A 15,927-nucleotide genomic window follows, 5' to 3' on the forward strand; every position below is an offset into this window, starting at 1 on the left:
ACTGGTTATTCTCTTTTGCCCTTCTGATTAATCCCGCACGTGCGGGACTCTAACCAACTGAGCTAAGGAGGAATATGTAATTGTGTTTTTAACTGGTTATTCTCTTTTGCCCTTCTGATTAATCCCGCACGTGCGGGACTCTAACCAACTGAGCTAAGGAGGAATATGATCTCCAATTGTTGACAACCTCAATCAATTGGGGTTGCAAAAATAAGGATTTTGAGTTCTTTACAAAATGAAAATTCAATTATTTACAGGATCGGCCTTGTTTTATTTAATCAACTCCAGTTTTGACCACTGCAGCTGGGCGGCTCTCCGGGTTTTATTGATGAATTTTCCATTCAACCTGCTGATCCTGAAGTTTGGAAGAATAATTCCCGGTCCCGCCAGCAATGTATCAGCAGATTCACCGACATATAATAACAACGGACGTTGCAAGCTGTCTATCGCAGATAATGTATCAATAGTGGAAACGGGAGCATCGATATAGAACTCCAAAGGATATGAGTGCTGTTTGTATTGCACCACTGGCACCCCCCGATATTGAGTGTTTGCGATAAATGCTGCTTCACTGCCTGATTGATATTTTAATAGATCGGGATATAAGATCCAAAACAGATAAAGGTTGATGCCGATAATGCCAACACTGGAGACGGCGATAATGCGCTGCCTGGTTCCAAAGCTATTGGCCCTCAATACCAGTATTAAGGCCACAATCGAAGCGGCAATTACCAACCAACCAATCCGGGAAGGCTGATAAAAGATCTGCAATGCCAGCGCTCCCAGAACCAGCATTATTATCAGGGTGGTCTGTAGCCTGAGTACACGCCTGATAGCAACTCCCGGGTCGAGTTTCAAAAGGTAATCGGCAGTCATGACTGCAAAAAAAGGAAACACGATATTAAGATAGTGAGGTAGTTGAAAACGCGACAAGGAAAAGAGTAAAAACGTCAGTATCGCCGCGAAAAAACTATACCATTCAAGGTCAGGTTTCCGAAATTTACTGAATCGCTTACCAACGGCTATGAACATGAGAATGCTCCAGGGAAGGAAAGCCCAGAGAGAGGTGTGAATAAAGAAGGAAGGATCACCTTTACCCTTGATTGGCCCGGTATTAAAGAATCGTCCGAACTGGCTATCCCAGAAGAAAAACCGCACCCCGGAAACACCGGTCCGGCCGAAAACGACTTTTTCAGGGTGCCGATCAAACTGAAGCCAGAGCGTGACCAACTCGGGAAGAACAAATATCGCGGTACAAATGATTGCGGCTAACCAACGTATTCGAAACAGCTGACGCAGGTTGCCGGTCACGGTCAGGTGACCAACAATGGCGCCGCCTATTGGCAGGAGCGCAAATATGCCTTTCGTCATCACCGCAAAACCGGCGAACAAACTTCCCAGCAAGAGGTCGCGGAGTCGGTAACGTTCCTGAAGGCAGACAAAATGATAAACAGAAGCAATGATCAATCCGGTCAGATATGGCTCAGCACGGACATCGTTACTGGAAAGAAGGATATGCTCCGCGGTCAGGAGAATCAAGGCCGACAGAAGACCGGTCTCTGTATTGTATAATTTTTTAGCGAAAAGATAGGTGTACCAGGCGCCCAACATCAAAAAAAGGATACCAGGAAGTTTATAGGACCAGCCATGAATACCGAAGATCTCAAAAAATAATGCTGTCACCCAAAATGGAAAGTGCGGCTTATCGAGCCAGTCGCGCCCTTCAGCGTACAGATTGACATAGTCGTTGTTAATCGCCATCGTCTTGGCGATGGACGCGTACAAGGTTCCGTCACCACCTATGATGGTAACAAATAAAGGTGCAAAGTTGGCAAACACCGCCACCGCAATAAGTACCTTAAGTAAAAGGGAGAACTGAACCTGGTCAGGCTGTTTGTCCATATGGGATGACTTTCTCCGGGCAAAGATCGTTAGTTCGATCTATAAGAAGCTCATTGTGCATCTGATAAGCATATTTCGTGTCCATAAGCTCATTTGATATCTCATGAGCTTTTTGCATCCATAAGCTCATTTGAAATCCCATAAATGCATTTCGCAGCTCATAGGTGCATTTCTTATTTCATAATTGAGAGGCTGTTAAGCGTATTTCCGGGTGTTGGCAAGATTAGTATCGCGGTTTGATGTGCTCCCTGAGCGGTGAGAGGTCCATTTGTCATAAATTCTGAAACATAACATACCGGTTATGAAACCCAGTAACGCACCTCCGGCAATATCAAGCGGATAATGTTTTCCAACGTAAATCTGCGCATAACAGATAATAAATGCCCAGAACCAGAGCCAGTACCATTTTTTGGCTGCCATCCGTTGAATTGCAAAAAACCAGAATGTAGCCAGCCCGAAATGATTTGATGCATGGGAAGAGGGAAATGAATATACACCACCACATCCGACCAGGCCCCGGATCTCATCTGCCAGCTCCGGGTCATGGCAGGGCCTTAATCGACCCAGCATGGGCTTAAAAATGCTGGCACTGGCGTAATCCGTAATTGCGAAACACAAAACCGTAATAACAATAAAAGGGAGAGCTTGTTTTTTACCGTACCGAATAATGAAATATAGGAGGAATGCATATAAAGGTATCCAGGTGTACTGGTGGCGGAGGAACTTCATAAATCCATCCAAAAACGTCACTGCACCCTCAACGTGAATAAGCGTAAACAACTCTTTGTCCACATTGATGATCCATTCCCAGATACCCATAGCAATTAATTTAATAATTTAATTATGGCAACCAGCGATCGTGAGCGTTTAACGGATTTGCAGAGGATACCCGAATTTAAGCACGATTGACTCCTGGAAAAAGCGCATCATCAAGCTTAACTTTCATTTAATGTCCGCCATAAGGTCCGCACTGACCGGTCATGTCCGGCTTCAGTTTGACTCAAGAATTTTAGTGAAGCAAACACTCTGTTCTCCAAATTGGAAGTTTAAGCTGTTGTCTGGACGATAAACACGCCTAATTAGTTGATTGTTCAGGATTCCCTAAACATTTAATGCTCAAGTAAAAAAGACACGCACAGATCAGCGAGCAATCCTCAACTAATGTGAGAATCCTCAACAGATGAGAATTCTTAACAGATGAGAATTCTTAACAGAAATGTGAATTTTTCTTACACTGGTGATTCTCAACTAAACAGGCCCGTCGACATGTAAACATACAATCCGTCAGATCGCTCTTCAACCGGGTAGGTTTTCAAATAATATCCTTCTCCACTGGTATTGCGACCGTTTTTTAGACTGAAACGGTACCGATGCACCGGGCAAACAATATTGCCCATTGCATCGAGGTGGCCATTTGCCATAATGCCACTCGCATGAGGACAGGTGTAAGCAAAACCATGCCACTGGTCGGCCTGTTTCACCAGGCAAATCTTTTTGCTGCGCAGCTCAATCACAGCAATGCCATTGGGACCGACGATGAGTTCGTCCGCAGACGCCACTGCTTTGAACCAGGCACTCATCGGGAGGATTGGGTTTTCCGGGAAGTAATCTTTTGCAAGGAAGCAGGATTGATATGCAAGATTTCAGGTTGTCTAAGAAATAAGGTGATAAGCAAGATATTAGATGATATATAATATGTTAGATGATATATCATAGGTTAGGGGATATAGATGTCAGAGCATGCGATGTCAGATCTTAGAAATGTCATGTGATACAAATGTCATGTGATACAGATGACAGGGCATATAGATGTCAGGTCAGAAAGACGTCAGATCATACAAATGTCATGTGATACAAATTTCACGTGACAGATGGGATGTGATACAGATGTCATGTGATACAGTTGTCATAACGCAGATGTCATAAGATACAGATGTCAGGTTATCTGATCACATTGAACAAATGATTCATTATTTCTTCTGATCAATATAAAAATTCTGTCTTATACGGATAGCGGATCTTATAGAGTTCTCTCACCTTTGACAAGATAGCATGGCGCAACTGGTCGATATTTGTTCTCTCTATGGCAGAGATGAAAACAGCATTGCCGTTGGTTTCACGCTGCCATTTTTCTTTCAGATCATTCAGTATCTCCTGCTTTACTTCGGGCTCAAGCCATTCGTCGAAAGTGTTTTTCTCGTACACGTCCATCTTGTTGAAGATGGTGATGGTTGGCTTGTCGAAGGCTTTGATGTCCTGAAGGGTGCTGTTTACAACCCCGAGCTGATCCTCGAATTGTTGATGAGAAATATCTACAACATGCAAAAGTATATCCGCCTCCCGGACTTCATCAAGAGTGCTCTTAAAGCTCTCAACCAGGTGATGCGGAAGTTTGCGGATGAATCCTACAGTATCGCTTAAGAGGAATGGGGTGGTCTCGTATACAATTTTCCGGGTAGTTGTATCCAGCGTTGCGAAGAGTTTGTTCTCGGCGAATACCTCGCTTTTGCTGAGAAGATTCATGATCGTCGACTTGCCGACGTTTGTATAACCAACCAGGGCAACCCGGATAAATTCACCACGTTCCTGTCTTTGCACAGCCGCTTGTTTGTCGATGACGCTGAGGCGTTTACGAAGCAGGCTGATTTTTTCTTTCACGATCCGCCTGTCAGTTTCAATTTCCGTTTCACCCGGTCCCCTGGTTCCGATACCCCCTCCTAAACGCTCAAGGTGGCTCCACATCCCCTTCAGCCTTGGCAATAGGTATTGATACTGGGCAAGTTCCACCTGGGTTTTCGCCTGTGCGGTTTGTGCGCGCCGGGCAAAAATATCAAGGATAAGATCTGATCGGTCGATCACCTTTGTGTCCAGGATCTTTTCAATATTCTGGATCTGGGAACCGGTCAGTTCATCATCAAAAATGACCAGCCCAATATCTTTCCCTTCAAGATATTGTTTGATCTCCTCCAACTTGCCTTTTCCGATAAACGTGCGACTGTCAGGATGAGGTAGTTTCTGGATGTATCTTTTCACTGTCGTGGCACCGGCCGTAAGAGCCAGGAACGCAAGCTCCTCAAGGTATTCCTTGACCTGCGCTTCCGTTTGAGTTCCATAAATAAGACCCACAAGTACCGCTTGTTCCTCTTTGTAAACTACTTTGTTATCTAGCAAAACTTAAATTATTTGTTGTGAAGGTACGTTTTGCAATAAAAAAGCCACATCATTAGATGCGGCTTTTTTGATATTGTGTGGTGAACCATTATAATCCGCTGATCGCAATTCCAACTTGCAGGGGTCTGATATCCGGGCCAAAACCTTCCTTGATAAATGCATTAACCTGGTAAACTGCAAAAAAACTAAAGATTCCATACCCGAGCCTGCCTGTAACCGCCAGTCGCGTACTATTGAAAAATCTTTTTGATTTTTCTTTATCGGTGTAGGCATTGATAGTTGCACCCGAACTGCTCTGCCAGGTCTTTCCTTTTGCAACAGCTCCAACCATTGTTCCGATCTTTGCGCCCAGCGCAAATTTCCACGCCTTATTATAATTTTCGGGATTAGAAGTAAACCTGAGTTCCAGCGGAACCTCGAGGTAGGTATTCATCACTTTGTATTTTTTAAAATGTGTTGTATCGGACACATCGTCAAAAGTGAGTTTATTAGCTTTACGACCTGTGATATCTACGATTACTTTATCAAAATAGGTATTATCGACGCCCACGCCAAGTCCAAGCGCCACGCTGAAACGTGGGTTGGTTTTAAAAGGCAGATCATACATCAGGTGAGCATTGAACGTACGGTTAAACCCCTTGATAGCAATTGAATCCGGAGCCTTTGTCCAGAAATTCATACCAAACTGAAGAATGAAATGATCACCGGTGCGGTTATCGATATTGACTTTGCTCCAGTCTTTTTTTTGCTTTTTTGGTTGTGTGTTGGCCTTGATGATGGAGTCCTGAACCTGGGTACCTGAAGTAGTAAGTGAATCCTGAGCTGACAATTGGGAAACGGAACCTGCCAGCAGGAACGCAATAAGTAATTTTTTCATAAACATAAATGATTGTCAAATGTATCCTGTAGCCGGTTAAAGAACTGTTAAGGAAGATTTCAATTTAATATTGCCTGTTTAATATTGAATACCGGAAAGAGGCATACCTCCTTTGATAACCAGCATTCAATATTAAATAAGCAACGGTTCTTACCTAACATTCGGCAATTGTACAACTGACAATACCTGGTGGACCCTGCTGGGCACGATCCAGCGACCCTCTGATTATGAGTCAGATGCTCTAACCAGCTGAGCTAAGGGTCCATTAGTTGGCTTTGAAAGCCTTAAAACGAGAAAGAACTCGCTGCAAAAACAGAGAAATGAGGCAATTGAGTTTTTGCAGGTCTGCGAAATTAGAAAAATTCATGCAGGGAAACACAGAAATCTTATAATTTTTTTCAGTTAACTTGCATATGGCTTATTTAGACTCACAGGGGTTCTCTATAAAGCAAGATTGCAGATGCCAACTCCTTTAGAATTATTAGAGCTACAAAGGCGAATAGCCTTATATGATGACGAATCGGCGTACAGGCAGCTTTTTTACCTGTTTTATAAACCGCTTCTTCACTTCACGGGATCATTTGTGTCATTAAGAGAGGTAGCCGAAGAGATAGTTTCAGACGTCTTTATTAAGATCTGGCAAAACCGCAAACATGTTGACGAGATCAGGAACCTGAAGATCTACCTCTATGTAAGTGCAAAAAATAATACGCTGAGATATCTTCACTCCCAACAAAAGCTATCACCGATCGGGCTCGATGAGCTTGATGTAGAGCTTCAGAATAATACGCAGGATCCGGAGGAGCTGATGATCACTGCAGAAATGATGTCAAAACTCGAAAGAGCGATCGACTCATTGCCACCCCGCTGCAAGATTGTTTACAAGATGGTACGCGAGGACCGCCTGAGATATAAAGAGATTGCCCAGATACTTGACATCTCCATAAAAACCATAGATAACCAGCTCGCTATTGCTCTCCGCAAAATAGCAGAATCCATACAGTTCGATCTAAGAACCGTTAGTTCCAGTTTGCCTCCTGCAAGAGAATCGTGACCAAAGAGTAGGCGTCCCGAAAGGCATCATCAATCTTTCTTTTCATTGGCTTGGTAGATTCTACCGGAAGGCGTCTCCATATACATACACGTCAACTATATGGTAAGAGATCGGATCTGGACTTTAATGGCCCGCAAACTTGCAGGAGAAATAACAAGTGAAGAACAAACTGAGCTGGAACAATTTCTACGAACTAACCCAGATATACATTTCCCCTTACAAACAATAAGTGATCTATGGGTTCCTGATACCTATGATATGGATCCTGAAGAACCGGATGCTGAAAGCGAGGCAGCTTATGAGGCACACCTGGTAAGATTAAGAAATGCGCATCCTCTCACACATAAAGCAGGAAGTGTTAACCTGCTTCCATACTTCATAACGCTTGTTGCGATATTAACGATCACTTACCTGCTGATGCCGCGGAAGCGCGATGCGACAAAGGCTGCAGCGATGAGTGAAATTTCAACAAAAAACGGTTCGAAAACAAAGACGGTATTGCCCGATGGTTCACGGGTATGGCTAAACGCAGAAACAACTCTCACCTATAATGAAAGTTTTGGAAAAGATAACCGCGAAGTTAAACTTATAGGTGAAGCTTATTTTATCGTGGTTAAAGACTCTGCAAATCCATTCATCATTCATACTCCCCGGATGGATCTCAGGGTGCTTGGTACGAGTTTTAATGTTAAATCTTATCCGGGTGAAGAAACCAGCGAAGCGGCATTGATCAGTGGAAGTCTCGAAATACGACTAACAGCGGGAGACCGGAAGAAAATTATTCTCCGTCCCAGTCAAAAACTTGTTATCTCCAACGATTCTGTGCCCCGGCCGGACAAGCAAAATGCGGGGAAATCTGTGGACGAACCCGCCATGGCCATCAGGGATGTTACCCATTTTAAACAAGCCGACAGCATTATCATAGAAACTTCATGGGTAGAAAACCAACTGGTTTTCCAGGATGAAGCTTTAGTAGACATCGCATCAAAAATGGAGAAATGGTATGGAGTTCAAATAGAGTTTGAAAAGGAGTTTTTAAAGGATTTAAGATTTACCGGAATATTTGAAAAAGAAACGATTCAACAGGCATTACACGCTCTCTCCATCACGGGTGATTTTGATTATATGATCCGGCCTTCAGGCGTTACGATATCACCCGCATCACCATGACCAGACACCGTTATCATGAAAACTCAACAAACAATTTCCGGCTAACCGCAAATGCTAACCGGAAATAAATTAATCAAACTAACAAACGAAACCTCATGAAGTTATCGAACTCTACCTGACAAATAAAAAACGGGAAATGCGCTAACATTTCCCGCCAGATTAGTGCGGTACGGCGACCCTCGGAAAGTTGCCCTACCATTTATTCACGCCTCAATGCTTAAAATATGAAGAAAAAAATGATTTTTTCCGGGTCACCCGGAAAGTATCGCCTGTTGAAGTGCCTGTTCATTATGAAATTGACTGCAGTCATGATTTTGGCCACATGTCTCCAGGTTTCAGCCCACGTTTCCCCTGAATCGAAGATCAGCCTTGACATGCAGTCTACGGATATAAAGAAAGTACTCTCTGCTATCGAAAAAAAATCTGACTATCGTTTTCTCTACAATCAGCGTTTATTAAATGCCCACGGCAAAGTATCCATTACTGCTTCTGAGGAAGATGTGATTTCAGTACTGACCAGGCTCTTCAAAAACACTTCCGTTTCATTTGAGCTTCTGGAAAATAATCTCGTAGTGCTGAAAGCGCAGAACACAAACATAGTAAGGGCAACAATTACCGGCCGGGTTACTAATACTGCTGGCGAGCCTGTCCAGGGAGCTTCTGTCCGTGTGAAAGGAAGCGACGCCGGAACAACTACCGATTCCAGTGGCAGCTTTTCAATCACCGTTCCCGATGGGGCAGTGCTTATCATTTCGTATGTAGGTTTTGCGGACCAGGAAATTTCCACTGCCGGCAAAACGTCAATTGATGTTGTGCTCACAGAAGGCGGTAAGGAACTTGAGCAGGTCGTTGTTGTCGGTTACGGAACTCAGCGGAAAATCGACGTGACAGGGGCAGTAGCTACAGTGCGTGGAGAAGATATCAGCAAGCAACCATCAATAAATCCAATCAGTGGTTTACAGGGAAGGGTTGCCGGTGTGCAGATAACAAATTCAGGCTCCCCGGGTGCTTCGCCACAAATTCGAATTCGTGGGCTGGGCACCGTTTATGGAAGTGCAAATCCATTATATGTCGTTGACGGGGTTTGGTTTGATGACATTAGCTTTCTGAACCCTGCGGATATTGAAAGTATGAATATCCTGAAAGATGCCTCCAGTGAGGCTATTTATGGTATTCGTGCAGCCAACGGTGTTGTTTTGATCAGCACCAAAAAAGGAAAGTCAGGTAAAGCAGTCGTCAACTATTCCGGGCATATCGGGGCACAGTTGGTTACCAACCGGGTTGAGATGGCTAATGCAAAGGAATACGCCATATTATCTAATGAAAAATCCACGATTAACGGTGGAAGCAATGTTCTTAATCCAGACAACTTTGAGGAAGGAACCGATTGGTACAATGTAATCCTGAGAGATGCCCTCATTACCAATCACCAGGTTTCTGTAAGCGGGGGTGGTGGTAAATCGACCTACAATCTTTCCTTAGGTTATCTTAAGCAGGAGGGTAATGTGGAAGGAAATACTTTTAACCGCTTCACCGGCCGTTTCCAAAACGACTTCCAGATTTTCGATAAGCTAAAAGTCGGCTATACCATTACAGCTGCGGGCATTGATTCAAGGGATATCAATGGAAACATATTTTACCAGGCATTTATTGCACCTCCTGTGATCCCGGTTAAATATTCAGATGGTAGTTATGGTGATCCGGGTGATTATCCAACAGGTAATTTTTCAAATCCACAGGTTACATTGGATTTTTTCAATCAACGTTCAAAAACTTACCGGCTGACCGGCAACGTCTTTGCAGAACTGAAGATCCTTAAAGAACTGACTTTCCGCACCAGTATCGGCGGTGAGTATGGCGAAGGTGAAGTACTCGGGTATGCACCGGCTTATTATGCGACAACTATACAAAACAATAATGTCAGCAAGCTAACGGTTTCAAGAGCCGATACAAGGAACTGGATCATTGAAAATACACTTACGTACACAAAAAGATTTGGTGACCATAATATAACTGCGCTGGCGGGCCAGGGTGCACAACGCTACAAATCATACAAGATGACCGGTACCGCGCAGAATGTGCCCTTTAACACCCGGGGCGATCTATATCTTCGGTTAGGCAGTACCGGTTCAAGCACTGCAACAGATGAAGGCGATCTTTCTACCATAGCTTCTTACTTCGGTCGTGTGAACTATGCCTTTATGGATAAATATCTGTTGACGGCTTCTTTGAGAGCTGACGGATCGTCGAAATTTTTTGGAGATGAACGTTGGGGGTATTTCCCTTCCGTTGGTGTGGGTTGGGTTATAAGTCAGGAAGATTTTATGACCAATCAGAAGATCTTTGATAACCTTAAACTCCGGGGATCATGGGGAAAGGTGGGAAACGCCGCTGTACCTTCAAACCTGTCTATACTCACAGTGACTCAAACACCGCAACTGTCTGCATTTTTCGGCCAGCCATCAGTTCCTGCTACAGGTGCAAGTGTAAACAGCATTGTACCTCCTACCACATACTGGGAACGCGGTGTGGGCACCGACATTGGGCTTGAGATGGCCTTTCTGGATAGTCGTTTATTTGTGGAAGCCGGATTTTATAACCGTAAAACCGAGCAGGCAATATTTGATCTGCCTGTTCTTGGTTCAATCGGAACTGGGACCGGTAATATCATTGCAAACCAGGCAACTTTCCAGAACCAGGGTTATGAATTTACGGTTAACTGGAAAGACAATATCAATGAAGATTTCAGTTATAGCGTTGGAGCCAACTTAAGTATCAATGATAATAAAGTGTTGTCCACCACCACGGGCGCTAACCCAATATTTGCGGGAGGTGCAGGTACCGTGGCTGGCAACAGTACCACCAGGACAGTAGTCGGACAGCCGATCGGGCAATTCATGGGGTACCAGGTTGTTGGAATATTTCAGAACCAGGCACAGATCAACTCAACTGTGCATGTGCCGAATGCAAAACCAGGAGATTTCATTTTTGCAGATGTCAGCGGTTCGCAGGGAAAACCTGACGGACAGATCAGTGCACTTGACCGTGTTGTGCTTGGAAATCCAAACCCACGTTACAACTTCGGGCTGAATACAAACTGGACCTACAAAGAATTCGACCTGATGTTAGACTTCCAGGGAGTGGCAGATGTAGACGTTTATAACGGCACGCAGAATGTTCGTTATGGAAATGAGAACTATACACAGGAATTTTTTGATAAACGCTGGCGGGGCGAAGGCACTTCCAATACTTTCCCTTCTGCAAATACAACCGGGAATAATCTTGACCCAAGTTCCTACTACGTTGAGGATGGAAGCTATCTCCGCATCAGGAATGTTCAGCTCGGTTACACATTACCAGCCAGTCTGACCAACCGCTGGAAGATCAATCGCTTCCGGGTTTATGTAAATGCACAAAATCCCGTAAACTGGTTTAAGTACAGTGGATTTAGTCCTGAAGTCGGAGGTACTCCAACGAACGCAGGGATCGACATTAACGTATATCCATTGTATGCCACTTACAATTTTGGTGTGAATGTTACTTTCTAACGACAAAAATTCAATTATGAAAAGTTTCAATAAATATATAAGTAAAATTGCGGGGCTTGGCCTGCTCACCGGTTTGATCCTTCAGACAGGTTGCAGCAAGGATTTCCTTGAGGTTGACCCCCAGGGAAAGCAACCGAGCCAGGAATTCTGGAAAACCCAGGAACATGCCATACAGGCAAAAAATGCCATGTACGGGAACCTCAGGGGATGGACCAATGTTGCCTTCGCACCTATCGCCGTTGAGAGCATGGGGTCGGACGAAGCAGAAAAAGGCAGCACTCCCGGTGATGCAGCATTTCACAATAACTACGACAACTTTACGCATACGGCTACCGAGGGACAGACGCTGGACTTCTGGAAAGGACAATATCAGAACGTAAATTTCGCCAACCAGATACTGGATAATGTGCCCGGGATAACTATGGATGAGGCATTAAAATCCAGGATCCTGGCAGAAGCTAAGTTTGTTCGTGCATATTCTTATTTCCGCCTGGTGCGTGCGTTCGGTGATGTGCCGCTGCGGCTAAAGGTGCCGGCTGATGCAACAGAATATAACATTCCGCGTACTCCCAGGGCTGAAGTATATGCAGCAATAGAAAAAGATCTCACTGAGGCAGCAGCCGTTCTTCCCCAGAGTTACGCTCCCACAGAAATCGGAAGTATAACAAAAGGCGCGGCGCTGGGCATGCATGCCAAGGTCGCCATGTATCAGAAAAAATGGGCTGATGTACTCTCTCTCACGAACCAGGTAATGACCATGGGATATGACCTTTTCCCGAATTATGAGAAATTGTTCCGGGTGGAAAATGAGAATAGCGTAGAGTCGGTCTTCGAAATCCAGGCAACCTACTTACCGGGTAATTGTGATGCTTCCAACTCTCAATATTCGCAGGTGCAAGGTGTGAAAGGTACTCGTGGTGGAGGATGGGGTTTTAACGTGCCAACTGCTGAACTCGCAGCCGCTTATGAACCTAACGATCCCCGTCGTGATGCAACGATCATATTCCGCGGAGAAACAACCCCCCAGGGTGACCTCATCCCGGCAATCGGTGATAATCCCAGGTTCAACCAAAAGTCTTATGTGCCTTTCAGCAGGTATGTTGAATGTAGCGAAGGCGCAGAGCAGAATATCAGGGTCATGCGTTTTGCAGAAATATTGCTCATGAACGCAGAAGCTGCCAATGAACTAAATAATCTTGCCCAGGCAAGGACCTCACTCAATCGTGTTCGCGCGCGCGCGAGGGGAGGGAATCCGGCTATCTTACCTGATATCACTGCGAACGACCAGGCAACCTTACGAACAGCGATATGGAATGAACGTCGTGTTGAACTGGCCATGGAATTTGACCGTTTCTTTGATGTGATCAGGCAGGGCCGCGGCGAGCAGGTATTCGGACCCAAAGGGTTCAAAGCTGGGAAAAATGAACTTATACCCATACCTCAAGCTGAAATCGACCTGAGTGCAGGAAAACTGACGCAAAATCCCGGCTACTAATCATCACAAACTAAAACTTTTGATTTATGAAACTCAGACATTATATATCCGGGATGCTCATGGTAACAGCAACAACCACCCTGATAATTGCATGTGAGAAAGACATGGAGGAATATGCGCCGGAGCGCCCGATAGGGGGCTATAACAGCTCTGCGGAGGTCGGAACTGAAAACCGTGTGGCTCACTGGGCATTTGAAGGTGGGCTGAATGACAGTGTCGGAGGCGCCTCGGCCACTGCTAAATCCGTCACCTTTGCAGCTGGTAAGAAAGGCCAGGGCCTTAAAGGTGCAGCCAGCGGATACGCTTTGGTTGAGGCCGCCCCTGCAAAGATTGTCTCGCTGCAAAGCTTCACCATTGCCTTCTGGATGAACACTCCACAACAAACCGGGGCAGCAGCGGGATTATTTGCCTTAAACAATAACAAGGACTTTTGGGGAAGCCTTGACGTTTACATGGAGCCCTATGCGCAGAACAATGTACCAAACCCGGATACAGCCTTTATGAAAGTGCATATCAATAATGATAATGTGAAATGGAAGGGACAATTCATTGATGCCAAAATCGGGGGAGCAATTAATAAATGGATACATATCGCTGCTACATATGATGGTACGACTTCTGTATTCAATCTCTATGCAAATGGTCAATCTATTGGGGTCAACTCCGCCGGAAATCCTGCAAACACAAAAGGTCCAAAGTTAAGGGGTGATGATCCGGCAACAAGTACACTACTATACGGACCGATAAAGTTTGTCAACGCAACGCAAATGGTTTTCGGGACCTTCCAGTTTCAGACAACTCCCAGTATGACCACTTCAGCAAGCGCACAAACCTGGGCTCAGAGTTTTACTGGTATACTTGATGAATTCAGGATTTACGACAAGGCGTTGTCTTCAGGGGATGTGAATGCGTTATTTAAATTAGAAGGACTTGGAAGATAGATCACCATCGAAATCACATAACTCATCAGTCTTGTACCTCCGGCTCTATGCTTTCCTGCTTGGGACGTTAATTCTCTTTTCATGTGGGAAAGGTGGTGATGACGATCCCACGCCGGTTACACCACCTCCCGCAACGGCATCTTTGTTATTCTCGGGACTTAGGGTTAATGGGCTTTTTAACGGCTATGTATATCATAATATTAACCGCAAACCAGTGTTGAAGTTTTCATTTTCGGCTCCCCTTAACAGTAGTACAGCACCGTCAAGCATCAGCATGAGATCCAAAGCTGGTGCCCCGGCTGCCTTTAGTACTTCATTTGAAAACAACGATAGTACCATGGTGGTGACACCAACATCCGAGCTCGGCCCGTTGACTCAGTATGACCTCACAGTTGGTAATGATCTCCGATCCAAAGCCGGCGGTCTGTTGCAAACAGCAATAACGGTCCGGCTTACAACGGCTATTGATTCCACTGATAAATTTCCACTGATTTCAGATGAGGCTTTACTAACCCTGGTACAGCAACGGACATTCCGGTTTTTTTGGGACTTTGCCCATCCTGTTAGTGGAATGATACGAGACCGGAACCAGAACCCTGATATTGTTACAACGGGTGGTACAGGTATGGGTGTGATGGCAATTGTTACGGCAATACACCGAAACTTTATTACCCGTGCGGAAGGTTTAACCAGGACAGCACTGATCGTTGATTTTTTAAAGACCAAAGCAACTTCATATCATGGAGCTTTTGCTCATTTTATAAACGGTAATTCGGGTGTTACGATACCATTCAGCCAGAAAGACAATGGTGCCGACCTGGTGGAAACTTCCCTCCTGATGCAGGGTTTACTCACTGCGCGGCAATATTTCAATGGCAGTGATGCAACAGAAACAAAACTGCGCACAGACATCAATGAGCTCTGGAACAGGGTGGAATGGTCATGGTTCAGGAAGGGTAATGAAAATGTATTGTACTGGCACTGGAGCCCCCAGTTCAATTGGGATATGAATATGAAGATCCAGGGCTGGAATGAAGCACTGATCACTTACGTGCTCGCCGCAGCCTCCACCACCTGGGGTATTCCCAAAGAAGTATACGACAATGGCTGGGCCGTTAACGGGTCCATGAAAAACGGAAATAACTATCTCGGAACTACATTACCCCTCGGCCCGCCATTGGGTGGTCCTTTATTTTTTGCTCACTATTCATTCCTGGGAATTAATCCAAAAGGACTTACAGATGCTTATGCGAATTACTGGGAACAGAATGTAGCACACTCACTGATCAATTATAATTATTGCAGAACCAATCCCAAAAGTTTTAATGGCTATAGCGGGTTGTGCTGGGGGCTTACAGCTAGTGACGATAATATCTCTGGCTATGGAGCTCATTCTCCAACAAACGATCCGGGGGTTATCTCACCAACTGCTGCGATTTCCTCAATCCCCTATACACCCGCGGAATCCATGAATGCGTTAAGGTTCTTTTATTATAAACTGGGCGACAGGATCTGGAAAGATTACGGTTTTACGGATGCCTTTAACCTGCATGAGCTATGGTTCGCAGAATCATTCCTGGCTATTGACCAGGGACCGCAGATCATAATGATTGAAAACTATAGAAGTGGATTATTGTGGAATCTTTTTATGAGTTGTCCGGAAGTAAAGTCAGGGCTTACCCGGCTGGGGTTCAGTTATTAATCAAACCCCGGGTCTGTATCAAGCCTCCAAATTATCAGAAAACTATCCCTTTCACCCATATCTTATT

Annotated in this window: 11 protein-coding genes and 1 tRNA gene; 6 read left to right on the top strand and 6 right to left on the bottom strand. The window is 44.8% G+C overall.

Going from position 1 to position 15,927, the window contains the following annotated elements:
* Nucleotides 1-270 precede the first annotated feature (270 nt).
* From ACX0G7_RS10765 to ACX0G7_RS10790, 6 genes are all read right to left on the bottom strand, one after another.
* Nucleotides 271-1,902 carry an ArnT family glycosyltransferase gene (locus ACX0G7_RS10765; RefSeq protein ID WP_458923472.1) on the bottom strand — a complete coding sequence of 544 codons (1,632 nt, stop codon included), beginning with the start codon at nt 1,900-1,902 and terminating at the stop codon, nt 271-273.
* Between the two features lie 195 nt (nt 1,903-2,097).
* Nucleotides 2,098-2,721: a phosphatase PAP2 family protein gene (locus tag ACX0G7_RS10770; protein ID WP_458923473.1), complete on the bottom strand. Its 624-nt coding sequence runs from the start codon at nt 2,719-2,721 to the stop codon at nt 2,098-2,100.
* A 425-nt stretch (nt 2,722-3,146) separates the two neighbouring features.
* Nucleotides 3,147-3,482 carry a Rieske (2Fe-2S) protein gene (locus ACX0G7_RS10775; RefSeq protein ID WP_458923474.1) on the bottom strand — a complete coding sequence of 112 codons (336 nt, stop codon included), beginning with the start codon at nt 3,480-3,482 and terminating at the stop codon, nt 3,147-3,149.
* Nucleotides 3,483-3,885: 403 nt separating this feature from the next.
* The gene (gene hflX, locus ACX0G7_RS10780; protein WP_458923475.1) at nt 3,886-5,073 is read right to left on the bottom strand and encodes a GTPase HflX; all 1,188 of its coding nucleotides are present in this window, start codon (nt 5,071-5,073) and stop codon (nt 3,886-3,888) included.
* An 88-nt stretch (nt 5,074-5,161) separates the two neighbouring features.
* On the bottom strand, nt 5,162-5,950 hold the full coding sequence (locus ACX0G7_RS10785; protein ID WP_458923476.1) for an outer membrane beta-barrel protein: 789 nt from the start codon (nt 5,948-5,950) through the stop codon (nt 5,162-5,164).
* 187 nt (nt 5,951-6,137) lie between these two features.
* Nucleotides 6,138-6,214: transfer RNA gene (locus tag ACX0G7_RS10790), tRNA-Ile, on the bottom strand.
* A 196-nt stretch (nt 6,215-6,410) separates the two neighbouring features.
* Between ACX0G7_RS10790 and ACX0G7_RS10795 the strand changes: the two genes are divergently transcribed.
* The 6 genes from ACX0G7_RS10795 (at nt 6,411) to ACX0G7_RS10820 (ending at nt 15,860) form a co-directional block, all read left to right on the top strand.
* Complete coding sequence (locus ACX0G7_RS10795; protein WP_458923477.1) at nt 6,411-7,004, top strand: RNA polymerase sigma-70 factor; 594 nt, start codon at nt 6,411-6,413, stop codon at nt 7,002-7,004.
* A gap of 99 nt (nt 7,005-7,103) precedes the next feature.
* Nucleotides 7,104-8,174 (top strand): FecR family protein, encoded by a 1,071-nt coding sequence (locus ACX0G7_RS10800; protein ID WP_458923478.1) that lies wholly within the window; start codon nt 7,104-7,106, stop codon nt 8,172-8,174.
* A 224-nt stretch (nt 8,175-8,398) separates the two neighbouring features.
* Nucleotides 8,399-11,722 (top strand): TonB-dependent receptor, encoded by a 3,324-nt coding sequence (locus ACX0G7_RS10805; RefSeq protein ID WP_458923479.1) that lies wholly within the window; start codon nt 8,399-8,401, stop codon nt 11,720-11,722.
* A 16-nt stretch (nt 11,723-11,738) separates the two neighbouring features.
* Nucleotides 11,739-13,217: a RagB/SusD family nutrient uptake outer membrane protein gene (locus ACX0G7_RS10810; protein ID WP_458923480.1), complete on the top strand. Its 1,479-nt coding sequence runs from the start codon at nt 11,739-11,741 to the stop codon at nt 13,215-13,217.
* A gap of 26 nt (nt 13,218-13,243) precedes the next feature.
* Entirely contained in the window at nt 13,244-14,158 is a 915-nt protein-coding gene (locus ACX0G7_RS10815; RefSeq protein ID WP_458923481.1) for a LamG domain-containing protein, read from the top strand.
* Nucleotides 14,148-15,860 carry a glucoamylase family protein gene (locus ACX0G7_RS10820; protein WP_458923482.1) on the top strand — a complete coding sequence of 571 codons (1,713 nt, stop codon included), beginning with the start codon at nt 14,148-14,150 and terminating at the stop codon, nt 15,858-15,860. Before ACX0G7_RS10815 ends, ACX0G7_RS10820 begins: the two co-directional genes overlap by 11 nt.
* Nucleotides 15,861-15,927 lie beyond the last annotated feature (67 nt).

The sequence above is a fragment of the Flavitalea antarctica genome (assembly GCF_054461535.1).

What these genes read in the sequence shown, in the direction of transcription:
- ACX0G7_RS10765 (WP_458923472.1), bottom strand. Translation starts at nt 1,902, where the DNA reads ATGGACAAACAGCCTGACCAGGTTCAGTTCTCCCTTTTACTTAAGGTA.
- ACX0G7_RS10770 (WP_458923473.1), bottom strand. Translation starts at nt 2,721, where the DNA reads ATGGGTATCTGGGAATGGATCATCAATGTGGACAAAGAGTTGTTTACG.
- ACX0G7_RS10775 (WP_458923474.1), bottom strand. Translation starts at nt 3,482, where the DNA reads ATGAGTGCCTGGTTCAAAGCAGTGGCGTCTGCGGACGAACTCATCGTC.
- ACX0G7_RS10785 (WP_458923476.1), bottom strand. Translation starts at nt 5,950, where the DNA reads ATGAAAAAATTACTTATTGCGTTCCTGCTGGCAGGTTCCGTTTCCCAA.
- ACX0G7_RS10795 (WP_458923477.1), top strand. Translation starts at nt 6,411, where the DNA reads ATGCCAACTCCTTTAGAATTATTAGAGCTACAAAGGCGAATAGCCTTA.
- ACX0G7_RS10800 (WP_458923478.1), top strand. Translation starts at nt 7,104, where the DNA reads ATGGTAAGAGATCGGATCTGGACTTTAATGGCCCGCAAACTTGCAGGA.
- ACX0G7_RS10805 (WP_458923479.1), top strand. Translation starts at nt 8,399, where the DNA reads ATGAAGAAAAAAATGATTTTTTCCGGGTCACCCGGAAAGTATCGCCTG.
- ACX0G7_RS10810 (WP_458923480.1), top strand. Translation starts at nt 11,739, where the DNA reads ATGAAAAGTTTCAATAAATATATAAGTAAAATTGCGGGGCTTGGCCTG.
- ACX0G7_RS10815 (WP_458923481.1), top strand. Translation starts at nt 13,244, where the DNA reads ATGAAACTCAGACATTATATATCCGGGATGCTCATGGTAACAGCAACA.